26 protein-coding genes and 1 other annotated feature are annotated in these 23557 nt (G+C 42.9%); of the genes, 24 read left to right on the forward strand and 2 right to left on the reverse strand.

Going from position 1 to position 23557, the window contains the following annotated elements; all coding sequences use genetic code 11:
- Window positions 1–43 precede the first annotated feature (43 nt).
- From mreC to pheA, 14 genes are all read left to right on the forward strand, one after another.
- On the forward strand, window positions 44–925 hold the full coding sequence (gene mreC / locus ACFQWC_RS01295; RefSeq protein ID WP_299738764.1) for a rod shape-determining protein MreC: 882 nt from the start codon (window positions 44–46) through the stop codon (window positions 923–925).
- On the forward strand, window positions 922–1443 hold the full coding sequence (gene mreD / locus ACFQWC_RS01300) for a rod shape-determining protein MreD (RefSeq protein WP_299738762.1): 522 nt from the start codon (window positions 922–924) through the stop codon (window positions 1441–1443). Before mreC ends, mreD begins: the two co-directional genes overlap by 4 nt.
- Before the next feature lie 85 nt (window positions 1444–1528).
- Window positions 1529–2209 (forward strand): septum site-determining protein MinC, encoded by a 681-nt coding sequence (gene minC, locus ACFQWC_RS01305; RefSeq protein ID WP_299738760.1) that lies wholly within the window; start codon window positions 1529–1531, stop codon window positions 2207–2209.
- A 1-nt stretch (window position 2210) separates the two neighbouring features.
- The gene (minD, locus tag ACFQWC_RS01310; RefSeq protein WP_299738758.1) at window positions 2211–3014 is read left to right on the forward strand and encodes a septum site-determining protein MinD; all 804 of its coding nucleotides are present in this window, start codon (window positions 2211–2213) and stop codon (window positions 3012–3014) included.
- 258 nt (window positions 3015–3272) lie between these two features.
- On the forward strand, window positions 3273–4040 hold the full coding sequence (locus tag ACFQWC_RS01315; RefSeq protein WP_377105730.1) for a peptidoglycan DD-metalloendopeptidase family protein: 768 nt from the start codon (window positions 3273–3275) through the stop codon (window positions 4038–4040).
- Window positions 4033–4899 carry a M50 family metallopeptidase gene (locus ACFQWC_RS01320; protein WP_299738755.1) on the forward strand — a complete coding sequence of 289 codons (867 nt, stop codon included), beginning with the start codon at window positions 4033–4035 and terminating at the stop codon, window positions 4897–4899. Before ACFQWC_RS01315 ends, ACFQWC_RS01320 begins: the two co-directional genes overlap by 8 nt.
- A gap of 100 nt (window positions 4900–4999) precedes the next feature.
- A complete protein-coding gene (locus ACFQWC_RS01325) occupies window positions 5000–6445 on the forward strand; it encodes an Rne/Rng family ribonuclease (protein ID WP_341356625.1) in 1446 nt (481 codons plus the stop codon).
- Between the two features lie 67 nt (window positions 6446–6512).
- Window positions 6513–6591 (forward strand) — a sequence feature (ribosomal protein L21 leader region).
- A 12-nt stretch (window positions 6592–6603) separates the two neighbouring features.
- Window positions 6604–6912 (forward strand): 50S ribosomal protein L21, encoded by a 309-nt coding sequence (gene rplU / locus ACFQWC_RS01330; protein WP_034757222.1) that lies wholly within the window; start codon window positions 6604–6606, stop codon window positions 6910–6912.
- An 11-nt stretch (window positions 6913–6923) separates the two neighbouring features.
- Window positions 6924–7259, forward strand: coding sequence for a ribosomal-processing cysteine protease Prp (locus tag ACFQWC_RS01335; RefSeq protein WP_299738748.1), 336 nt, complete (start codon window positions 6924–6926; stop codon window positions 7257–7259).
- Window positions 7260–7271: 12 nt separating this feature from the next.
- Complete coding sequence (rpmA, locus tag ACFQWC_RS01340) at window positions 7272–7562, forward strand: 50S ribosomal protein L27 (RefSeq protein WP_044339518.1); 291 nt, start codon at window positions 7272–7274, stop codon at window positions 7560–7562.
- 716 nt (window positions 7563–8278) lie between these two features.
- Window positions 8279–8812 (forward strand): Spo0B C-terminal domain-containing protein, encoded by a 534-nt coding sequence (locus ACFQWC_RS01345; RefSeq protein WP_299738744.1) that lies wholly within the window; start codon window positions 8279–8281, stop codon window positions 8810–8812.
- A gap of 56 nt (window positions 8813–8868) precedes the next feature.
- Complete coding sequence (gene obgE / locus ACFQWC_RS01350; RefSeq protein ID WP_044339520.1) at window positions 8869–10155, forward strand: GTPase ObgE; 1287 nt, start codon at window positions 8869–8871, stop codon at window positions 10153–10155.
- A 206-nt stretch (window positions 10156–10361) separates the two neighbouring features.
- On the forward strand, window positions 10362–10817 hold the full coding sequence (locus tag ACFQWC_RS01355; RefSeq protein WP_113969485.1) for an ACT domain-containing protein: 456 nt from the start codon (window positions 10362–10364) through the stop codon (window positions 10815–10817).
- 50 nt (window positions 10818–10867) lie between these two features.
- Window positions 10868–11758 carry a prephenate dehydratase gene (pheA, locus tag ACFQWC_RS01360; RefSeq protein WP_299738732.1) on the forward strand — a complete coding sequence of 297 codons (891 nt, stop codon included), beginning with the start codon at window positions 10868–10870 and terminating at the stop codon, window positions 11756–11758.
- 60 nt (window positions 11759–11818) lie between these two features.
- On the opposite strand, the gene ACFQWC_RS01365 is transcribed toward pheA, so the two are convergent.
- Together ACFQWC_RS01365 and ACFQWC_RS01370 are read right to left on the reverse strand one after the other, a co-directional pair.
- Entirely contained in the window at window positions 11819–12361 is a 543-nt protein-coding gene (locus ACFQWC_RS01365; RefSeq protein WP_299738730.1) for a transcription repressor NadR, read from the reverse strand.
- Window positions 12362–12414: 53 nt separating this feature from the next.
- On the reverse strand, window positions 12415–13557 hold the full coding sequence (locus ACFQWC_RS01370) for an IscS subfamily cysteine desulfurase (RefSeq protein ID WP_377105736.1): 1143 nt from the start codon (window positions 13555–13557) through the stop codon (window positions 12415–12417).
- Between the two features lie 123 nt (window positions 13558–13680).
- Here ACFQWC_RS01370 and nadB point away from each other — a divergent pair, with 123 nt between their 5' ends.
- From nadB to ACFQWC_RS01420, 10 genes are all read left to right on the forward strand, one after another.
- The gene (nadB, locus tag ACFQWC_RS01375) at window positions 13681–15273 is read left to right on the forward strand and encodes an L-aspartate oxidase (RefSeq protein WP_377105738.1); all 1593 of its coding nucleotides are present in this window, start codon (window positions 13681–13683) and stop codon (window positions 15271–15273) included.
- On the forward strand, window positions 15242–16087 hold the full coding sequence (gene nadC, locus ACFQWC_RS01380) for a carboxylating nicotinate-nucleotide diphosphorylase (protein ID WP_377105740.1): 846 nt from the start codon (window positions 15242–15244) through the stop codon (window positions 16085–16087). Before nadB ends, nadC begins: the two co-directional genes overlap by 32 nt.
- Window positions 16088–16089: 2 nt before the next feature.
- On the forward strand, window positions 16090–17196 hold the full coding sequence (nadA, locus tag ACFQWC_RS01385) for a quinolinate synthase NadA (RefSeq protein ID WP_377105742.1): 1107 nt from the start codon (window positions 16090–16092) through the stop codon (window positions 17194–17196).
- 159 nt (window positions 17197–17355) lie between these two features.
- Window positions 17356–18933: a SafA/ExsA family spore coat assembly protein gene (gene safA, locus ACFQWC_RS01390; protein ID WP_377105744.1), complete on the forward strand. Its 1578-nt coding sequence runs from the start codon at window positions 17356–17358 to the stop codon at window positions 18931–18933.
- A 1-nt stretch (window position 18934) separates the two neighbouring features.
- A complete protein-coding gene (locus ACFQWC_RS01395; RefSeq protein ID WP_377105746.1) occupies window positions 18935–19909 on the forward strand; it encodes a phosphotransferase in 975 nt (324 codons plus the stop codon).
- A gap of 102 nt (window positions 19910–20011) precedes the next feature.
- Window positions 20012–20749 (forward strand): YhcN/YlaJ family sporulation lipoprotein, encoded by a 738-nt coding sequence (locus ACFQWC_RS01400; RefSeq protein WP_299738716.1) that lies wholly within the window; start codon window positions 20012–20014, stop codon window positions 20747–20749.
- A 190-nt stretch (window positions 20750–20939) separates the two neighbouring features.
- A complete protein-coding gene (locus ACFQWC_RS01405) occupies window positions 20940–21488 on the forward strand; it encodes an intercompartmental signaling factor BofC (RefSeq protein ID WP_299738713.1) in 549 nt (182 codons plus the stop codon).
- Window positions 21489–21682: 194 nt separating this feature from the next.
- The gene (gene ruvA, locus ACFQWC_RS01410; RefSeq protein WP_299738710.1) at window positions 21683–22294 is read left to right on the forward strand and encodes a Holliday junction branch migration protein RuvA; all 612 of its coding nucleotides are present in this window, start codon (window positions 21683–21685) and stop codon (window positions 22292–22294) included.
- A gap of 28 nt (window positions 22295–22322) precedes the next feature.
- The gene (gene ruvB / locus ACFQWC_RS01415) at window positions 22323–23324 is read left to right on the forward strand and encodes a Holliday junction branch migration DNA helicase RuvB (protein WP_377105749.1); all 1002 of its coding nucleotides are present in this window, start codon (window positions 22323–22325) and stop codon (window positions 23322–23324) included.
- On the forward strand, window positions 23321–23527 hold the full coding sequence (locus ACFQWC_RS01420) for a DUF2905 domain-containing protein (protein ID WP_299738706.1): 207 nt from the start codon (window positions 23321–23323) through the stop codon (window positions 23525–23527). Before ruvB ends, ACFQWC_RS01420 begins: the two co-directional genes overlap by 4 nt.
- The last annotated feature ends 30 nt before the right edge of the window (window positions 23528–23557 follow it).

A 23557-nucleotide genomic window follows, 5' to 3' on the forward strand; every position in this document is an offset into this window, starting at 1 on the left:
GATATAGTATTTACTAGAATGAGAAAAGGTTGAGGTGTACATCATGCCACAATTCTTCCTGAATAAACGTTTGATCATTCTGCTCGTCAGTGTCATAGTCCTTGTGGGATTAATTGGATTTTCTTTGCGGGAGCGAGATAGCATCAGCTGGCCTGAGCAGTTTGTGAAAGATATGGTAGGATTCGGACAGTCATTGGTTTCAAAACCTGTTAATTATGTAGCGGGAGTTGTTGAAAACGTTCAAGATCTTCAAAATACATACACAGAAAATGAAAAGCTGAAAACACGTTTAGATGAGTTAGTGAAGCTTGAAACAAAAGTGAAAGACCTTAAACAAGATAATACTGAATTAAGAGCGGTCCTTGAAAAGAAGGAAGACCTTCGTGCCTATAACACGATTCAAGCCACCGTCATTGCAAGAAACCCGGATCGCTGGCAAGAGCTCCTGACGATCGATAAAGGGGAAGTGAACGGAATTAAATCAGACATGGCTGTTATTTCATCGGCCGGATTGATTGGAAAGATTAAGAGCGTAAATGAATTTTCATCCACTGTTGAATTAATTTCGACAAACAATACAAAAAACCGGATTTCCACAGTGATTCAAGGGAAAGAACAAGATATTAACGGGTGGATTGAAGGATACGACAGTGATAAAAAAGAAATCCTAGTTAAGCGGATTTCAAACGATATGAAAGTGGACAAAGGCTCTAAAGTGATGACCTCCGGGTTAGGAGGAGTGTTCCCTAAGGGTCTGGTTATCGGGGAAGTAAAAGAAGTGAAACCGGATCAATACGGCCTGACTCAAACGGCATATGTAAAGCCTGCTGCTGATTTTTATCACCTGGAGCACGTCATGGTCATCGACCGAGAAATTCAAGGTGTGACAGAACAGGAAGTAGATTCTGAGGAGGAAGAGCAATGATTAGCAGGCTCCTCCTTCCTTTCATGACCCTGCTTTTCTTTTACAGTGAAAGTCTATTTGTTCATCTTTTCCCTAATGAAGAATGGTTTGATCAGAAAATCATTGTTCCACATTTTCTGATTATTGTGCTGTTCTTTATTTGTGCGTATTATCAGTATCGAACTGCGTTGCTTTATGGTTTCATCTTTGGCTTTCTATTTGATATTTATTACACTGAAATCAATGGAATTTACTTAGTGCTCTTTCCGTTTGTCATCTTTTTATCACACCAGATGATGAAGGTTTTACATAATAACCTCTTTGTACTGGGAATCATTTCTCTTGTGAACCTTTCTGTCTTAGAGTTTTTGGTGTATCAAATCAATTTAATTATCCAGCGAACCGATTTGACGTTTATGCAGTTCGTGGACTGGCGTTTGTGGCCAACATTGGTCCTTAATATATTGTTTTATATAGTTTTGGCATTTCCACTTAGGAACTATCTCCTCCGTAAACGGAAAGAGTGGTTGGAAGATTAAATTCTATTAGTAATTTTTTCATAAAAAGAGGAAATGACACAGCTTATGTCGAATTTAATAGACGACTGAGGTGAAAATTTGCGCCATGAATAAAAAGCCAAATGTGATGATAAAAGGAACAAAAGAAGGACTGACTCTTCATCTCAATGATCAATGCTCCTTTCGCGAGTTGAAGAAGGAATTGGACGATAAACTGTCTGCCCATTACCGGGAAACGGAAGGGACTCCCCTCCTCACGGTCAATATTCAAACAGGCAATCGCTACTTAACAGATGATCAAGTAGAAGAGTTGAAAGAGATTGTAAGACAAAAACGCAATTTAGTAGTGAATGAAGTATGGAGTAATGTGATTACTAAGAATGATGCAGAGAAACTCATAGATGAACGAAATATAGAAACTCTAACCGGGGTTATCCGGTCGGGACAAGTCGTGGAAGTGCCAGGAGACATCCTTATTGTCGGCGATGTCAATCCCGGGGGAAAAGTTCTGGCTGGAGGGAACATTTACATATTGGGTTCATTAAAAGGGCTTGCCCATGCCGGCCACAATGGAAACCAGGAGGCGGTCATTGTGGCATCGAAAATGGTTCCGTCCCAGCTCCGGATAGGGGATTCCTTGAACCGGGCACCTGATCGGGTGGAGGAAGACGATGACCACGAAATGGAATGTGCGTATGTCGACGATCAGGGGCAAATTGTTGTGGATCGATTACAAGTTTTAAAGCATCTTAGACCAAATATTACTAGTTTTAAAGGAGGAAGCTAATGTGGGTGAAGCCATAGTTGTTACTTCAGGTAAAGGTGGAGTGGGAAAGACGACTACTTCTGCCAATGTTGGTACAGCATTAGCTCTACAAGGCAAAAAGGTTTGCTTAATTGATACAGATATCGGCCTCAGAAACCTGGATGTGGTGATGGGACTCGAAAACAGAATCATTTATGACTTAGTAGACGTTGTAGAGGGCCGCTGTAAAGTACATCAAGCTCTAGTAAAAGACAAGCGTTTCGAAGACAAACTATTTTTACTGCCAGCTGCACAAACAAGTGATAAATCCGCTGTTAACCCTGAACAAATGAAAAAGCTAGTATTGGATTTAAAGCAAGACTATGATTATATCATCATAGATTGTCCTGCGGGAATTGAGCAGGGGTATAAGAACGCTGTAGCAGGTGCTGATCGTGCGATTGTCGTCACGACACCTGAAATTTCTGCTGTTAGGGATGCGGATCGGATTATCGGTTTACTCGAAAAAGAGAATATTGAACCGCCTAAACTCGTCATTAACCGCATTCGCAATCATATGATGAAAAATGGTGAAATGTTGGATGTGGATGAAATTACAGCCCATCTTTCCATCGACCTTCTTGGAATCGTAGCCGATGACGATAATGTGATCAAATCTTCCAATAAAGGTGAGCCGATCGCTCTTGATTCAACAAGCAAAGCCTCTATTTCCTACCGGAATATTGCCAGAAGAATTTTGGGTGAATCTGTTCCGTTACAGTCCTTGGAAGAAGAAAGGGCTGGAGTCTTTTCGAGAATTAAAAAGTTGTTCGGTGTAAAAGCATAATGATCAGTCCCGGTAAAGCGCATAGTGCGTTTTGCCGGGACTTTTTTTATTCTCCCCATGAATATTCTTAAAGGACAAGTCATACATTGTAGCAAATCATGTGTAATCGAATGGACCTCTTTTTATATGGATCTAACATCCCTTGTCCATCATCATGAACACAGAACCATTAGTATAGAATCACTCCGGGATAGGGTGATGCATCAAGAAATGAACCAAACGTTAAGAAACAATACCTTATAAAAAGGAATGGTGTACATGGGGAATCGTGCGGATGAAATACGTAAGCGGATAGCGAAACGAAAGAGAACGAATTCAGGCCAGAACCCTTCACACTTCCTCCTATCGGACGAGGAGCGTTATGGAATGGAACGCCAGACAAGCTTTGAAGGCGGACCGCCACATGAGGGAGTGCATCCTTTGTTTAAAAAGGAAACCTTTATGCTAAAAATTCTTGGAGCCGGAATCATGGTATTGGTGACGGCCATTATGTTTAAGAGTCCTTCACCTGTATTCAATGAGGCGAAATCAATTGTCACGAAAACCATGGATACAGAGTTTCAATTTGCCGCCATTTCCACGTGGTATGAGGATCAATTCGGAAAACCATTAGCCTTATTACCTGCCAGTAATACAAAGAAAGAATCCTCTTCAACGCAAAGTGCTGAATATGCCGTACCTGCGGCAGGGAAGGTCGTTGAGAATTTTAAAACAAATGGACAAGGAATCATGCTTCAAACGGGTTTAGGTGAAGATGTGGCAGCTATGAAGGGGGGCTTGATTATATTTGCAGGTAAGAAAGAGGAGCTTGGGAACACAGTCGTCATTCAACATGCAGACAAATCAGAATCCTGGTATGGCCATCTTGAGTCAATTGATGTGAAACAGTATGAATCGATTGAAAAGGGATCTCTTGTAGGCAAGGTTTCCACAAGCAGTCAGAACGATGTGACAGGAGAGTTTTATTTTGCGATAAAAATGGGTGATACATTTATCGACCCGATACAGGTGATGTCATTTGACTAATATCATTACACTTATGAAAAAATTTTATGTTCACCCTTTGCTTTGGCTTGTCATTGCCATAGCCATTATGACAGCTCACTTTTTTGAGCTGATTCTGCTTCTGATCATCATTACCATTCATGAATTGGGGCACGGATTGATGGCGCATTATTTTTCCTGGAGAGTGAAGAGAATTGCACTGTTACCATTTGGCGGCGTTGCCGAGATGGATGAACATGGAAACCGTTCACTGCGGGAAGAGTTCTGGGTGGTGGCAGCAGGTCCCCTGCAGCATATTTGGCTGATTGCCTTAGGGTGGGGGCTCTTGGGCACAGGCGTCATCAGCCAGGAAACCTTCTCACTTTTTCTTCAATTAAATATGATGGTACTATTATTTAACCTCCTTCCCATCTGGCCATTGGATGGAGGGAAGATGGTTTCTTTATTATTAGCCACGAAGTTTAATTATCTGAGAGCGTATGAGTACACGCTTCTCTTTTCTTTTGGCTTATTATTAGTGTTTCATTTGATTGTTCTCATAACCGCTCCCCTTCATTTGAATCTTTGGATTGTTCTTTCGTTCCTCTATTTCTCCCTTTGGGTGGACTGGAAACAGAGACGATATGCGTTTATGAAGTTTTTGTTAGAAAGGTATTACGGCAAGAGTCATCAATTCGTAGAATTGAAGCCCCTCCCCATCGAAGGGGAGGATTCGATTCTAACGGTAGTAGAGAGATTTCAACGTGGAGTGAAGCATCCATTGGTTGTATTCGAAAAAGGAATCGAAGTGGGGAAGCTTGATGAAAACGAGATCCTCCATGCCTTTTTCGCTGAAAAGATGACCTCTGCCAAAACGAAAGATCTTCTCTACCTTTATTGACGAATGAAGAGGAACTGTATAAAGTAAGGTCATACTAATAAAAGGGTTGGGTTCAACCCTTTTTTCTTATGACTTTTTTTGTAGAAAAGGGGTTTCCGCTGTGGAAGAAATAATTGTTCATAGTAAAAGCAGGGAAAAACGGTGGGTATACCGATCGAATAATGAAATCATAGGTTTACATACATATCAGCCCGGCGAAGAAACGTTGACGGGCAATATTTATTTGGGAAGAGTCATTAAAGTTCAAAAGGGACTGGGTGCAGCATTTGTAGATTTTGGTCACGGTAAAAACGGCTATCTGCATGAAAAGGACTTTCCGCAAAACGTCGAGGCGTATCATACTGGCAGCATTCCTACACCAATCGGGAAGTGCGTTCATGAAGGTCAAAAAATCATCGTGCAGGTCATGAAGGACGAAATTGGAACGAAGGGTGCAAGGTTGACGGCCGTTATTGAGCTGAGAGGGAATCATCTTGTGTACATGCCACAAGGGTACTACGTGGCGGTGTCTAAAAAAGTGGATGAAGAGAACAGGAAGGTATTACGACGCTTAGGGAACGAGTGGAAGAAGCCTGAAGAAGGCATTGTCATGCGTACCGATGCTGCTGAAGCGGGAGAAGCAGTGTTACAGGAGGAGCTCGTGTCATTACGTTCACGATATGAAAGTCTGCATCGGGTATCTCTTAGAGCCAAATGCCCCTCACTCTTATCGCAACAGGACACTTTCCATGAAGATCTCCTTGAACAAATGAAAAAGGGGAGTGGAGGAAAAATTGTGGTCGATGACTATGATAGCCTTCTTCATTTAGAGGAAATGAGCGGACACGGGATCAAAGATAAGTGGACCTTTGAACTCTATCAGGGTCATGAAAATATCTTTCGTCATTATCACGTTGCCCCTGCTTGGGAGAACGCACTGAAAAAAGTGGTATGGCTTGATAAAGGGGCATTTCTCGTCATTGAGTCTACAGAAGCCATGACCGTCGTGGATGTGAATTCCGGTAAGTTTACGGGTAAAGACGATTTAGAGCAAACCATTTTACAAACCAATAAATCAGCAGCAAAAGAAATGGCGAAGCAGCTCGCACTCCGTAATTTGGGCGGCATGATTTTAATTGATTTTATCGATATGAAAAAGGAAAGCCACAAAAAGGAAGTGATGGATGCACTTTCTGATGCGTTGGTATCGGATAAGCAGCGCACCACGATTGTAGGCTTCACTTCCCTTGGCATTCTTGAATTGACGCGAAAAAGGACCCGTCAGCCCCTTTCTGCCTACTTGACCCGTCCTTGCTCGGTATGTCATGGTACAGGAAGGGAAATGACGCCGGAGACGCTGGCATTTCAGCTTGAAAGGGAACTGTGGGAAATGCAGGGGAAGGATGGTTCCGAAATTGAAGTGGAAGCGACCCGGGAAGTCGCAGCTGTTTTTTCTGGAAAACAGAATGTCCATCTTCAAAGATTGGAAAAGGCGTTGAGTAAAAAGATCACAATAAAAGTAATCGCCCATGATCATCCTCATTACCATGTAACAAAGATTATATGAATTTCGTGATTGTTATTGACAGTACATCAAATTTTATGATAGGATTCTAATGTTATTGATTGTAGCACCCGTGCTACAACCGCTCATTACAGGTACAAAAGTGTGGAGTGATCCAACACCTGTCATTGGCGAGTCTGAGTTTATAAGGAGGTGCGATTATGTACGCAATTATCGAAACAGGTGGTAAGCAAATCCGTGTAGAAGCTGGTCAAGCAATCTACATCGAAAAGTTGAACGCAGAGCAAGGCGATACGGTAACTTTTGACAAGGTTCTATTCGTTGGTGGTGACGATGTGAAAGTAGGAAGTCCTTTAGTGGATGGAGCTACTGTAACAGCGAAAGTTGAAAAACAAGGCCGCGCGAAAAAGCTTGTAGTATTTAAATACAAAGCGAAAAAGAACTACCGTCGTAAGCAAGGTCACCGTCAACCTTACACTAAAGTTGTCATTGACGAAATCAACGCGTAAGGCGTGATGACATGATTAACGTTTACGTAGAGCGTTCATCGGGGAAAAGAATCCGTTCTTTCTCAATGGATGGACATGCTGATTTTGCCGAAAATGGGCAAGACATTGTTTGTGCAGGTGCTTCTGCTGTTTCATTCGGCAGTATTAATGCCATTATGGCGTTAACGGGTGTAGAACCGGCCATTGAGCAATCCTCTGATGGTGGATTTCTTCGCTGTGTCATCCCTGATGATCTTCCGGAAGAAACAGAGAGCAAGATTCAGCTGCTACTTAATAGCATGCTTATCAGCCTCCAAACGATTGAAAGAGACTATAGTGATTTTATTAAAATAACCTTCAAAAAGTAGGAGGTGGAACAGATGTTAAGATTAGACCTTCAGTTTTTTGCGTCTAAAAAAGGAGTAGGTTCGACTAAAAATGGTCGTGACTCTATCTCAAAGCGTCTTGGTGCTAAGCGTGCAGACGGTCAAATGGTTACTGGTGGATCAATTCTTTACCGTCAACGCGGTACGAAAATTTATCCAGGCCTAAACGTCGGCCGTGGTGGCGACGATACACTTTTCGCTAAAACCGACGGTGTTGTTCGTTTCGAACGCATGGGTCGTGACAAGAAAAAAGTGAGCGTATACCCAGTTGCGAATGAAGCTTAATCGCATATCTTTAACGAAAACTCTAACCGACTTTCGGTTAGAGTTTTATTTTTTTAGGGATATGGGTGCGGGCTCGGTTTTTGGTACTGTATAGGTTATGTAGTGCGCTTATATATGGGTAAAGAGTTGTATTTGAGAAGAAAAAATGTTGATTTTGCGTTCGTTTTGCTGAAATTGCAAGTGTATCGTTGAATTTGAGGAAGTTTGGCTCAGGTATGAACGGGTCCGGTATTCTTATGATTGACTTTGGGTGATATATTATCGAGTTTGAGACATATATTATCGACTTTGACCTGTTTATAATCGACTTTTCGAATATATTATCGAATTCGACCATTTTATTATCGACTTCCAATTTTTATCTATACGCAAAGAATTTTTGAGTGAATGTATTAATTTATTCCAAATAAGTGAAACATTCGTTGAGAATAAGCTTTGAATCCTAGGGAAATCATGCATAAAAGAGATGGAAAAAGTGATTTATTTTCAACTTTTGCATTTTATTATCAAATTCACACCATATATTTTCAAAAATCGAATTTTATTTTCAACTTCCACCCATTTATTTTCAAAACTAAGGACATATTTTCAATCCCTTGAAATCAAGCATTCCAACCGATTTTCATTCACCCCATCAATTTTACAGAAACGATATACGCACCAGTCCCATCTTTGATATACTTACAGGTAAGCACTTAAAGTATAGGAGTTAGATTATGAGCGAAAATTGGGGTGTAGTCGAGGCGTTACGACATGCTCGTCACGACTGGATGAATGATCTGCAATTAATTAAAGGTAACCTGGATCTTGATCGTGTGGAGCGGGCGAAGCAAGTGATTGAAGAAATGGTCCTTGTTGCACAAAATGAATCAAAGCTATCGAATTTAAAACTTCCATTATTGGCAGAGTGGATATTAACATATAATTGGTCAAGACATTTGATTAAGCTGGATTTTGAAGTACTTCAATTGGAGTCCGCACACGGGCTTGAAGACCGAAGACTTTACAACTGGTGCAAGGAGTTTCTGGAATTCCTTGAATCAAATGTAATGAACAATGTAGAGAATCAATTATCCATCTTACTGAACATTACAAAAGAACATTCCCGTTTGATATTTGATTTCACAGGTATACTAAAGAGTACGAGCGTGGTAGAAGACTGGATTAAAGATCAACAATCAAACGGAGAAAATATAGAAATAGAACAGCTTCAAGAAGAGGTTCTTGTCATTCATGTAATGGCTGGATAGTCGCCTCAATACAGGCGGAAATTCAACTATTGCACGGATAAGTTAGGAGTGAAAGTATGTTTATAGATCAGGTCAAGGTTTATACAAAGGGTGGTGACGGCGGAAACGGTATGGTTGCCTTCCGTCGTGAGAAATATGTACCTAAAGGTGGTCCCGCCGGAGGAGATGGCGGTCACGGTGCAGACGTTATTTTCGAAGTGGATGAAGGTTTAAGAACCTTAATGGATTTCCGCTATCAACGTCATTTCAAGGCACCTCGTGGAGAGCACGGGATGAGTAAGAATCAGCATGGACGCAATGCGGAAGATATGGTTGTCAAAGTTCCACCTGGAACAGTCGTGAAGGATGATGACACAGGTGAAACGATTGCGGACCTGGTGCAGCATGGTCAACGTGCCGTGATTACGAAAGGTGGCCGGGGTGGAAGAGGGAATTCCCGTTTCGCTACGCCTGCCAACCCAGCTCCTGAGCTTTCTGAAAAAGGGGAGCCTGGACAAGAGCGTTATATCGTCATGGAATTAAAGCTTCTGGCCGATGTTGGATTGGTAGGATTCCCGAGTGTCGGGAAATCCACATTGCTATCAGTCGTTTCAGCAGCTAAGCCGAAAATTGCTTCCTATCATTTCACTACCATCGTTCCGAATTTAGGGATGGTTGAAACGGGAGATGGCAGAAGTTTCGTTATGGCCGATTTGCCTGGATTGATTGAAGGAGCCCATGAAGGCGTCGGACTCGGTCACCAATTCCTGCGTCATATAGAACGTACGCGTGTCATTGTCCATGTGATCGATATGAGTGGAATGGAAGGAAGAGATCCATACGAGGATTACCTGACGATCAATGAAGAGCTTAAGCAATACAATCTTCGTTTAACGGAGCGACCTCAAATCATTGTTGCGAATAAAATGGACATGCCTGATTCAGAAGAGAATCTGAAGATCTTCAAAGAAAAACTTCAGGAAGATTATCCTGTGTTCCCGATCTCGGCTGTTACGCGTCAAGGCCTGAGTGAGCTTCTATATGCTGTAGCCGATAAAGTGGAAACGACTTCTGAATTCCCTATTCATGAAGAAGAAGAAACAGGCATCCACCGTGTTGTTTACAAGCATGAAGAAGAAGAGAAAGAATTCGAAATCACTCGTGATCCTGATGGAACATTCGTTGTCAGCGGTGCGAAAATTGAGAGATTATTCAAAATGACCGATTTCTCAAGGGAAGATTCTACGAGACGATTCGCAAGACAGCTTCGTTCGTACGGTGTGGATGAAGCCCTTCGTGAGCGTGGTGCCGAGAACGGTGACACAATCCGCCTGTTAAAATATGAATTCGAATTTGTAGATTAAGTTTCATCCTTCATCTATTTCGGACAGAAAAGCGGAGGCGGCTTGACTTATGACCTCGAGAGACAGGTGCCGTAGCTGGATGACAGAAAAGCTATGGTGGTCAAGGATAAGCCGCCAATGCTCTACAATAGAAAGCGAAAGCGGTACTCAGAGAGGCTTGATCATACCCTCTGGCCTCTGTAGCTAGACAATTGGAGGAATAGTCATTGGGGAAAAAATTTCAAGAAGGCAAGTTTTATTTAGTACGGGAAGACGTGCTGCCTGAAGCGATGAAGAAAACCCTGGATGCGAAAGAATTGATTGAAAGAGGCAAGGCTGACTCAGTATGGGAAGCGGTCCATCGGGTCGATTTAAGCCGGAGTGCCTTTTATAAATATCGTGATACAGTGTTTCCTTTTCACACCGTGGTGAAGGAGAGAATCATCACGCTATTCTTTCATCTGGAAGACCGTTCAGGAACGTTGTCTCATTTACTGAGTGAAACGGCCAATCATGGTTGCAATATTTTAACGATACATCAGACGATCCCATTGCAAGGAAGAGCGAATGTCACACTTTCTTTAAATGTGACTGACCTTACGATCGGATTGGAAGACTTACTCTCAAAACTCAGACGATTAGAATTTGTAGAGAAAGTGGAAGTGTTAGGTTCCGGAGCCTAACACTTTTTTTTGCTTAAAAGCTCTTCCTCTTTGTCTGTATACGTGTTAGAATGTTCAATAAATTTGGTGAGAGCGAGAGGAAGATCAGAGTGAAAATTGCGTATTTAGGACCCCAGGCTTCCTTTACAGATTTAGCTGTTAAGAAGGCATTCCCAGAAGAAGATACCGTATCGTATGTGACGATTCCGGATTGCATTGAAGCGGTAATAGAGAATGAGGTTGATTATGCCGTTGTCCCATTAGAAAATGCCCTGGAAGGCTCGGTACATATTACAGTCGATTATTTGTTTCATGAAGCGAATTTAGCGATTGTAGCTGAATTGACGTCCGCGATTCAGCAGCACTTAATGATACATCCAGAATGGAGTGACAGTGAAGATTCTATCGAGAAAGTTCTTTCCCATTCCCACGCATTGGCACAGTGTCATAAGTTTTTACATAAGCAGTTTCGCGGGGTACCCCTGGAACAGACGACGAGTACGGCTGCCGCTGCTAAATTCGTGAGTGAGAATCCTGACTCGTTCCTTGGGGCAATTGGAAACGAACTGGCAGCAGAAAAATACGGATTGAAAATCATGCATGAAAACATTCATGATTTTGCCTATAATCATACAAGGTTTATCGTTTTACATAAGACGGCTGATCCATTGTCACTTTCTCAGGAAAAAAGTCTGGAGAAGACGACCTTGATGGTGACTCTCCCAAAAGATCGATCAGGAGCGCTCCATCAGGTATTATCAACCTTTGCCTGGAGACAATTGAATTTAAGTAAAATTGAATCAAGACCTCTGAAAACAGGGTTGGGGGATTATTTCTTCTTAATTGATGTGGCTCATGAAATGGATGATGTCCTTCTTCCGGGAGCAGTTAGTGAAATGGAAGCCCTCGGATGCAAAGTGAAAATGATTGGGACGTATTCTTCTTATTTATTGGATAATTGAGCAGCAAAAAGGCAGATTCCAACGTGGAATCTGCCTTATTTATATGCTCGTCGGGGCTGATCAATTGTAAGTTTGAATCAGGAAGCCTGCATCTTGAAGGGCTTTTTCTGCTGTCTCCAGGGCTTGTTCACTATGGGCCATTAAGGTATGTAAATGAACACCATCGGTTAATTCTGAAAGAAAGGAAGCCCCCGTTTCATCAATTTTGTTCATGAATTGTTCCACTTCCTTACGGTTGGACACCATAATCGAAGCGGTCAGGTCTCCGTATACGCCGTGTTCAATCTTTACATCCTTGACTGTGACACCGTGATCGACAAGTAAGAAGAGTTCTTCCTCCGACCGGTCAGGTGTATGCTGGCAAGCAACCGTCCGTTCAATCATTGTATCCTGATTCGAGGCAGGCATATACAAGTAGCCCTGACTCGTCGCAATGATGGGCTCACCCTTTGCTTTCAGCAGTGTGATGTCACTTACGATCACCTGTCGGCTGACACTGGTCTGCTTGGCGAGCTCTCCCCCTGTGATCGGGGCATGTTTTGTGATTAGTTTATCGAGGATCCATTGTCTTCTCTCATCTCCAAGGATCTTTTTTCCTGCCAAAGATATCTCCTCCGTCCCCAATTTATATAGAAAATCATACCACAACTTGTTCTTCAAGTTAAGGAAGATACATGAGCAGCGCGTATTTCGTATAACGCGTGTACAAGTTTCTCTACATGTTCTTCCTTTGTATCTCTCCCAAATGAAATGCGTATGAATTCTTTTCCGGCTCTTTGATCAACTCCCATGCTGGACAGTGTTTTAGACATAGCCCCAGTCCCTGAACCGCAAGCACTCCCTGTGGAAATGCACATTCCCCTCCGGTTGCATTCAAGCATCAGCCATTGACCCTCAAGCCCATGAATTCCCAGGCCGATTACGTGTGGTAGCTGTGCATGTGCGGGTCCCTCATAGAGCGTGTAAGAACCCGGAAGATGTTCTTCTAATAGCGATAGAAAATGGTCTCTCAGACGAGCATAATGCGGGATTGAAAAGGAATCATGAAATAAACTTGCGGCTGTCACGAATCCTGCTATTCCGGGCAGATTCACCGTTCCTCCCCTGAACCCGTCCTCATGTGTCTGGCCCGGGATCATAGGACAAACATCGATAGAAGGATTGATATAAAGAGCGCCGACTCCTTTTGGTCCATAAATTTTATGGGAGGATAGAGTGAAGCTGTCTACGATGGAAGTGTATTCCGTGATGTCTGTTTTCCCAAAGGATTGAACCATATCACTGTGCAGCAAGATATCATTGATTCTCAGTAGATTCTTGATGTCATGGAGAGGCTGGATCGTTCCGATTTCCCCGTTACAATGTCCGATGCTCACGACGGTTGTTTCTTCTGAAATCGCTTCTTCGAGTTTTTGCAGGTGAATCAATCCTTGAGATGTGGTGGGGATTTTCGTGACGGTAAAGCCCCATTGCTCAAGAAAAGCGGCAGAGGAATGCAGGGATGAATGTTCTGCACCACCAATGATGATGTGTTTTCCCTTGTGCTTCCTGCTTAGTGCGAGCGTGACGAGGGCTAAGTGATTTCCCTCTGTTCCCCCGGAAGTAAAGTAGATCCCTTTAGGTGGCACCCCAAGGATTCCAGCCAATTTTTCTCTGCATTTTGTCAGTAAAAGCTGTGCTTTTCCGCCTGTGTCGTGAAGACTGCTCGGATTCCCCCAGAACTCCTCACTGACTGTTTGATACACTTTCAAGCTTTCGGGATCAACTGGGGTTGTAGCGGCGTAATCAAAATAGTTCATCATGTAACCTTCCTTTGTTTAAATAGTCTGAATATATGAGACTTGTAAAAAACTCTTGTCATTAGTTTAAATATGTGTAAATATATGTGTCAAGACACCTGTAAATAATCAGGAGGGTTTTTGATGAAAAAGGCCGATGTTTTGATCGTTGGAAGTGGCATTGCAGCATTGCAACTGGCACGCCAACTTCAAGATTATTTTTATGTGATGATTATCACAAAGGATAAAATCGTAAGTGGCAACTCATATCTTGCCCAAGGTGGTGTTGCAGCAGCTTTAGGACAAAAGGATTCTGTCCATGCTCATTATGAAGATACATTAGAAGCAGGACGCTATCATCAGGATGAGGATAGCGTGAATCAACTCATTGTAGATGGAAAAAGAATCGTAGAATCCCTGGTAAACGAAGGGGCCCCTTTTGACCGCAAAGAAGATGGGAGTCTTTCTCTGGGGATGGAAGGAGCTCACAGTGCAAATCGCATATTGCATAGTGGGGGAGATCAGACAGGAAAGTATTTGGTGGAGCATTTATTGAAATCCCTTTCAAGAAACAAAGTCGAATTTATTGAAGGTGAAATGGTTTACGAGCTAGTTAAAGATGACAGGGGACACTGTTGCGGTTTGAAAACGAAGGATAAGAGTGATGCTATCCGCTATTATTACGCTGCCCACGTTGTTCTTGCCACGGGAGGAATCGGGGGATTATATCCTTCTACATCCAATCATCCGGTCGTAACGGGTGATGGAATGGCCCTTGCTTTTCTTGCCGGGGCTAAGGTTGCGGATATGGAGTTCATCCAATTTCACCCGACTTTGCTTTGGCTGAACGGGAAAACATGCGGTCTTATTTCAGAGGCAGTAAGGGGGGAAGGAGCTCTCCTGCTAAATGATATGGGAGAAAGAATCATGCAGGGAGTGGATCCTCTCTTGGAGCTTGCACCACGTCATATTGTAGCTGAAAGCATCTTTAAGGAGCGGCAAAAAGGAAGAGAAGTGTTTTTAGATATAAGTAGAATAGAAGACTTTCAGTTAAAGTTCCCGTCCATCTCCTCTCTTTGCTTAAAACATAATATTTCTATTGAGGAAGGGAAGATCCCTGTTTCACCTGGATGTCATTTTATGATGGGGGGAGTACTGACCGATCGAGTGGGGAGAACCAATATTCCGGGACTGTATGCGATTGGGGAGGTAGCCTGCAGCGGTATCCATGGAGCGAACCGGTTGGCCAGTAATTCGTTACTGGAAGGTTTGGTATACGGAGACCGACTTGGAAAATACCTCGTTCAGAATGGTGGTAATCATCATTCATCCTTTCTGCTCTCTTCGATTGCTCCCATTCAAGAAGGAAAATCGGCACATATTCCTTTTCAGTCAAGCGATGTAAAAGAGAAAATGATGGAGCATGTAGGGATTATCCGTGATGACAAAGGATTGGTCACTCATTTGAATTGGTTAAGGTCCCAACCCCTGACATTTCATGAGCATATCGATTTCAATTCACGTGAAGAGATTCATACATACTTCATGTGGATTGTAAGCTCACTTGTAACTCAGTCCGCTTTATTACGGACAGAAAGCAGGGGAGGGCATATTCGATCAGATTATCCCCTTGAAGATAATGAAACATGGTTCAAACGAAAAATGATTTTACAAAACAAAGATGGTCGATTGAGGGTGGAGTATCATGAACAAAATGAAACTAAAATCTATGCTTGAAGAGTTTTATCGTGAAGATTTGGGTGATGGAGATCACTCATCTGAAATCCTGTTTTCTAAAGACGATGAAGGATCTTTTTCATTCCTGATGAAAGAGAACGGTATATTTTGTGGGAAAGATGTGATCGAGCTTGGGTTCGGGCTCTTCAATCCATCAATCGAAGCAAGGGTGTTCATAGAAGATGGAGAAATGGTCGAAACGGGACAATTGATTGCTGAAATCAGAGGTCCAATGAGGGATCTTCTCCAGGCGGAACGAGTTGTCCTCAATTTGATCCAGCGCATGAGCGGTATTGCAACCGAAACCCATCGGGCTGTTGAGCAGGTGAAGGGGAGTGGGGTCCGTTTATGTGACACCCGGAAAACAACGCCGGGGTTACGGATGCTTGAGAAGTATGCTGTAAGGACGGGGGGAGGATTCAACCACAGAAGTGGCCTTTATGATGCCGTCATGTTAAAAGATAATCACATTTCATTTGCCGGATCGATTACAAATGCTGTTAAGCAGATGAAAAGTCAAATCGGACATATGGTGAAAGTGGAAGTGGAAATTGAAACGAGGGAGCAATTGGTGGAGGCGATTGAAAGCGGAGCGGATGTCATTATGTTCGATAATTGCACACCTGCCACTATAAGTGAGTGGTTTCCTCTTGTTCCTCCTCATATTGTGACAGAAGCATCAGGAGGTATTACAAGGGAAAGTCTTTCAGCTTATGCAGCTACAGGAGTTCACTATATCTCCCTCGGGTACTTGACACATTCAGTAAAATCACTTGATATCAGCGCACGAGCAAGAATCGCGAAAGGGGTATAAATATGGGGTTGCTTGAAGAATTAACGAAACAAACAGGAGTACTGCCTGAATCGATTACAAGTCTATCGACAGAAGAGATGGAGAACCGGGTAAGAGAAATTAAGCTTCAGCTGGGAAAGAAGCTTTTCATTCCAGGGCATCATTACCAAAAAGATGAAGTGATCCAATTCGCCGATGCCGTTGGTGATTCTCTTCAGCTTGCCCAACTATCCGCGCAAAATAAAGAAGCGGAATACATTGTGTTTTGCGGAGTTCATTTTATGGCTGAAACCGCAGATATTTTAACGGATGAAAATCAAGTTGTCATCTTACCCGATATGAGGGCGGGCTGTTCCATGGCAGATATGGCTGATATTTACCAGACGGAAAAGGCATGGATCAAACTCATGGAGCTATTTGGTGACACGATCATTCCCCTCACGTATGTCAATTCCACTGCAGCCATCAAAAGCTTTGTAGGAAAGAATGGGGGAGCGACGGTTACGTCATCAAATGCACATAAAATGGTTGAATGGGCATTAGGACAGAAGGAGCGGATTCTTTTCTTGCCCGATCAACATTTAGGTCGCAACACAGCGGCTGACCTTGGCGTTTCTTTAAGTGAAATGGCCGTATGGGATCCGATTCGAAACGAACTGATCCATGAAGGAGACCTTGATGGCGTGAAAGTGATCCTGTGGAAAGGGCACTGTTCCGTCCATGAGAATTTTACAGAGAAGAATATAGAAGAAATCCGGAACAATCATCCTGACATGAAGATTATCGTGCACCCGGAATGTCGCCGTGAAGTGGTAGAGAAATCAGACTTGAATGGAAGCACGAAATTTATAATCGAAACCATCGAACAATCTCTTCCAGGCTCTTCTTGGGCGATTGGCACAGAGATGAACCTTGTGAAAAGACTGATCAATCAGCATCCGGATAAAAACATTGTTTCACTTAATCCTTATATGTGTCCTTGCTTAACGATGAATCGCATCGATTTACCACATTTAGTATGGGCATTGGAGAAAATTATTGAAGGAATACCTGAAAATATCATTAAAGTCGATGAAGGTGTTTCAAAAAATGCAATTTTCGCTTTAGAACGCATGTTAACCCGTGCTTAATGAATATAAATAATGAAATGACCAAGCCCGAAATATACCGTCCAATCGCCTGAGACGGTATATTTTTTTTTGAACACACATAAGTTTTTATGTAGATGATTAGCAATTTGCCTATCTTGTCATAGGATATATAGACTTATGCCTGAGGAGGGAAAAAGAGTGAAAATCCATATTGTTCAAAAAGGGGATACTCTCTGGAAAATCGCCAAGAAGTATGGCGTAAACTTCGAAGAGTTAAAACAAATGAATGCCCAGCTATCAAACCCTGATATGATCATGCCTGGCATGAAAATTAAAGTGCCGACTACAGGCGGATCCGTTAAGAAAGAGACACAAATCAAATACGGGTCCAAGGAAATGCCTAAGAAAGAGATGCCTAAAGCAGAGCATCCATTCAAAGAGCAGAAGCCTATGGCCATGCCAGTCGAAGAGCCAAAGAAAGAAAAGCCGAAAGAAGTACAAAAGCCGTTTGCACCAAAAATGCCTCAACCAGTAGTGCCGGAAATCGATATTAACAACTATTACATGATGAATATGGCTAATATGCAAATGCAACAGCCAATGCAAAAGCCAATGCAGCAAGCAAAACCAAAACCAAAACCTCAAATGCCGCCTAAACCTACTAATGTACTACCAAAAGCAAAAGAACAGCCAAAGCCAAAACCGATGCAAGAAGCCGTCCAAGGTGTTCAAGAAGAAGAAAGCTTACAAATGCCATCACAACCACAAGGAGGGAACACCCAACCTATGTATAACCCAAATAATTGCGTGCCTGTATCACCGGTAATGCCAGGACCAGGTTTCTGTCCACCACATGGATGGGGAATGCAGCCAGGAGGATATGGAATGCCGATGGGCCAAGGAATGCCAATGGGGCCAGGAAGCCAGGTTCAGGGGGCATCCATGATGCCAGGAATGCAGCAGATGCCAATGATGCCACAAATGGGATATGAAGAAGAGTCTTCTTCCGTTATGCCATACATGCCGCATGGTCAAATGCCGATGCAACAACCGATGCAGATGCCGATGCACATGCAGCAGCCGATGCAAATGCCGATGCAACAGCCAATGGGTCAGCCGTCAGGAGTAATGGGTGTATCGGATGAAGATGACTATCCATCGGTTCAAATGCCGCAACAGGTATCACCGGCTATGATGTATCCTCAAAATTGCTATCCAGTCTCCCCTGTCATGCCGGGACCAGGATTCCAGGGTGGAATGCCGGGTGGAATGCATGGCGGATATCCAATGGGACCTGGAGGTCAAGTACAGGGTGCGATGTCAGAAGAGTCCCCGTCTTCGATGATGAACGGGTATCAAATGCCAATGGGGCAACCATCCGGAGTAATGGGTGCACAAATGGGCGGTCAAATGCAGATGGGGCAGCCATCCGGAGTAATGGGTGCACAAATGGGCGGTCAAATGCCAATGGGCCAGCCATCCGGAGTAATGGGAGCAAGTGATCAGGGTGATTGCGGATGTGGCGGACCAAAAGGGTATGGACCGATGATGCATCATCCGATGATGCCACAACAAATGCCACAACAAATGCCTCAAGGAATGCAGCAACAACCATACGGCTTCGGACCAGGGATGATGGGTCAGGGAATGCCAGGCCAAGGAATGCCGATGGGACCTCAAGGTCAGGGAATGGGAATGCCAATGGGACCTCAAGGAATGTTTGGTCCAAGAGCATTTTCCATGCCGAACTACCATGACGATGACTTTGAGGGCTAACATGCATGTACGAGGGGACGATTATTCACATCGTCTCCTTTCTTTTTTACAATATAAGTTAAACGATCCCGGAGCATCCCTTAAAATGTTAAAAGAAGGGAAATGGAAGCTGAAAAGCAATGGTAGAAAGTGGTTTGTGAAACGATTTCCAAATCAACTGAAATTCTTACAGCAGGAACGGCTGATTTCAACGCTGTTAAGAAAAAAATTCTATCACGTTCTGCCATTCCATCCTATTCATGAGCGGGAGATATTATTATTTGAAGGATCTCCAATCGGTATTACAATGTGGTTGGAAACGTCTCAATCCATAAGCTATGATCGATCCAAAGATCGGGAAGATGCATTGAAGGTCCTGAAAAAATTTCATTCAGTCTCAGAAACAATCCGGGATTCATGGACAACAGAGATTCCAAGGTACAGATGGCTGAAAAAATGGAAAAAACGAATGATGCAGTTTCAATATAATCTACCCTATTTGCAAGCCTTCATTCAACCTTATTATTTGTATACGTATTTAGAATGGGGAAAGTGGGCGCTGAAAGAATTAAAATCAATCGGCATCGATGAGAATGGAAAATGCATTACTCATGGAGATGTGGCACATCATAATTTCTTAAGAGGAAAGAATGGAATCGTGTATATGATTGACTTTGATTTAATGTCCATTTCTACAGCATTAACAGATGACCTGCAGTTTTGCAACCGGATTTTACCATATTTAAATTGGACATTAAGTGACATCAAGCGCCTGACTCCATTTCAATCATACGAGGATGAGCTTATTTTTTATCTTGGTTTAATGTATCCGTCAGATGTGTTTCGCGAGTGGAATCGATTCATCCGTGAAGATCAATACTATAAACAGCGTGTTTGGGGTTATTTAATCAATTTAACCCTTAACCAATTTCCACAGCGAATGCAATTCAATCAAGAGTTGCATGGAGAATTGAAAAGGATCAATACCCAATTGTAGGAGATGTCTCCAAACTTTGACCCGAATGAAAGGTGAGCTCCTTTCACAACCTAATGGTGAGCACAAATATGCTCGAGTATTGGGTTGAAGGAGGAATCACCATTGAATAAACGATTATTCATGGTACCATTAACAGCCGTCATGACATTGGGCCTTGCTGCATGTAATAGTGGAGAAGAAGAAGCTCAAGATCGATACACAGACTCCTATGAGCCCCTCGGCTTCTATTCAAACGAAGGCCACGGTGGAGATAAGGGAGATGAGAGGGACGGACCTCTAACGGAAATGTATGACCATTCTGTTGGAAAAGAGGGTCAGGATATCCGCCAAAAGAAACGCGAATTCCTTCAAGTAAGGGATGAGAATGGCAATCCTAAAAATCCTTCAAGACCACTTGCCAACTATGATGAGAATTTCTTAGCACAAGACGGTCGCGCGAGCCACGGTGATGCGAATTACCATGGACATCTTGATGATAATACACGAAATGCCAAGAGATCTTACTATACAGCTTATGAAGGGGACTTAGCTGAGAAAATCGGTGATGTTACTGGAAAGGTTGAAAATGTAAGCGACGTTCGTGCTGTTGCATATGGTTCAGATGTCCTCATTGCTGTAGAGCTGGATGACCACAGCAAAATCGAGGAAACGAAAGCCCGGGTCACAAAAGCCGTTCAGCCTTATCTTCATGGAAGGTCGGTTTCGGTTGTGACTGATGAAGGAACGTTCAGTCGGGTCAGAAATATTGACAATGATTTACGTGACGGCGGACCAAGAGAAGGAATTAACTTTGATATGCACGATATGTTTAAATCGGTTAAGAACCGTGTCAATGAGTAACAATGGTGAGACTACTTAAAGAGTTCAATCTCTTTGGTAGTCTTTTTTTTGTTCAGCCTGGTGCATCCTCTTTACCTTCTCTCAAGGTCCGTCCCTCCTGAAAAATTTCACTCAAGACTGGATATTCTTAACAGGGTTTGGCAAGACTAGTGGATAGAGCGTTACATAAATTAAGTTCGAGGTGATCACGATGACGATTAAGGTTCGAATCGTGTTTATGGTGATGTTGTTAATAGGTGCTTTTTACTTCACATTCTTTTATACAGAAGAGAAGCAGGCTGCTGATGGGGGCTCTCTTGAGGAGCTGAATGAAACGCCTGCAGAGGTAACTTCCGCCCACACGATCACAGTCATACTTGAAAGAGTATATCTGGATGGTGAAGTGAGTGAGGAAATCGTACAGGAAACGATTTGGAGCATGGAAGATTTCTGGGCTGCATATGAGGATTGGCAGCTGATGGATATGACGGAAGAACAGATCGTGTTTCAAAAACAGATGGATGATATTTCCCCCCTTTTAAAGACGAATGGATATTTCGGTATTTCTGACAATGGCGTCCTATCCATTTTCAATGGGAAACCGGGACAGGCAGAGATCATTCAGTCCTTCTTTCAGATTGATGTAGAGAAGCTTGAAAGTAAACGGCATGATGATTTAGTCAAGGGCATCCCTATAAAGTCGAAGCAAGAATACGAAGAGGTTCTCGAACAATTTAAACCCTACTCGGTTCCTAAATAACAGTGAAAACCAGTGCGATCGCCACTGGTTTTTTATGTTGGATTTTTTTCTGCCCAATCCAGGTTCGATCTGATAAAATTAGAACAAGTGTTTCATTTTCTGTCACTCTTTCCGACCACAGTAAATAGTGATATGATACAATAGGTTTTACATGACTTTTTTATGCAGGGTTTTTAAATAGGGAGAGAAAAAAGATGTATGAGTATATAAAAGGGACGGTTAGCCAAGTTGGTCCTGAGTATGTAGTAGTGGAGAATAATGGGATCGGATATCAGCTGTATACGGCGAATCCGTTTGTTTATTCTAAATATCAAAATCAAGAGATTCAGATTTTTACATATCAGCATGTGCGTGAAGATCTTATTGCCCTTTATGGCTTTCTGGCAATGGAAGAAAAATTGCTATTTATGAAACTATTAAATGTTTCAGGAATTGGTCCCAAAGGAGCTTTAGCGATTTTGGCCTCGGGTGCCCCCCAGCAGGTAATTACCGCCATCGAAGAAGAGAATGAAAGTTTCCTGACGAAGTTTCCCGGTGTGGGTAAGAAGACAGCACGTCAGATGATCCTGGACTTAAAAGGGAAGCTTCAGGATGTTGTGCCTGATTATTTTCCAAGTTTATTCTCGAATCCAGAGGAGGCAGAAGTGTCCTCTGGGAAGGATGAGGCCTTTGATGAAGCGATTCTTGCTCTTAAAGCCCTTGGCTATTCTGAACGTGAAATCAAGAAAATCACTCCAAAGTTAAAAGGAGAAGGGCATACCTCGGACGAAATCATCAGGAAAGCTCTTCAGCTCCTATTGAAATAAGTGGATTCCATGAAGGGAGGAAGTCTGGATGGAAGAAAGAATCGTATCAGGCGAATCAGAGTTAAATGAAGATTCCTTTGAATATTCCCTGCGTCCGCAGACAATAAAACAATATATTGGGCAAGATAAAGTAAAGCATAATCTAGAGGTATTCATTGAAGCGGCCAAGATGCGTCAGGAAACCTTGGATCATGTTCTTCTTTACGGTCCACCAGGATTGGGCAAAACGACCCTTGCTGCTGTCATCGCAAATGAGATGGGGGTGAACCTGCGCACCACATCTGGTCCCGCTATCGAGAGACCGGGAGATTTAGCTGCGGTCCTGACGGCACTGGAGCCTGGTGATGTGCTGTTTATCGATGAAATCCACCGTTTGCCACGGGCCATTGAAGAGGTTCTCTATCCTGCGATGGAAGACTTTTGTCTGGATATTGTCATAGGGAATGGTCCGAGTGCCCGGTCTGTCCGTTTAGACCTTCCGCCTTTCACACTCGTGGGAGCGACGACCCGGGCAGGTGCATTATCAGCCCCGCTCCGTGATCGGTTTGGTGTTTTATGCCGATTGGAATATTATAATGAGGAGCAGTTGAATGAAATTGTTCAGCGGACAGCAGCGATTTTAAACACAAAAATCGAAGCGACTGCTTCCGAGGAGTTAGCCCGCAGGTCAAGAGGGACACCGCGTATTGCCAATCGATTATTACGAAGGGTAAGAGATTTTGCCCAGGTGAAGGGGAACGGGGATATTACAACCACCCTTTCGAGGGAAGCCCTCGAGCTTCTTCAAGTCGACAAACTGGGTCTTGATCATATCGATCATAAGCTCCTAAAGGGTATCATCGAGCGTTTTAGAGGCGGCCCTGTGGGACTTGATACAATCGCGGCAAGTATAGGGGAAGAGTCACACACGATTGAAGATGTATACGAACCCTACCTTTTGCAAATTGGATTTATCCAACGGACGCCAAGAGGAAGGATCGTCACTCATCTTGTATATGAACATTTCCAGTTGGAGGTGCCGAACAATTGACGGGATTGCCTAAGCTACTAATGATTATAGGTGGAATCATTCTTATTATCGGATTCCTCATGCAATTTATCAAAATAGGTAAGCTTCCTGGAGACATTATCATTAAAAAAGAAAACACAACATTTTATTTTCCACTTATGACTTCTATTCTGTTAAGTGTTATACTTTCCGTTGTCTTTTATTTATTAGGGCGATTTAAATAGGATTCATGGGTGAGATTTAAGTAAGCTAGG

The sequence above is a fragment of the Rossellomorea sp. GCM10028870 genome (assembly GCF_042666755.1).
Classification (GTDB): Bacteria; Bacillota; Bacilli; order Bacillales; family Bacillaceae_B; genus Rossellomorea.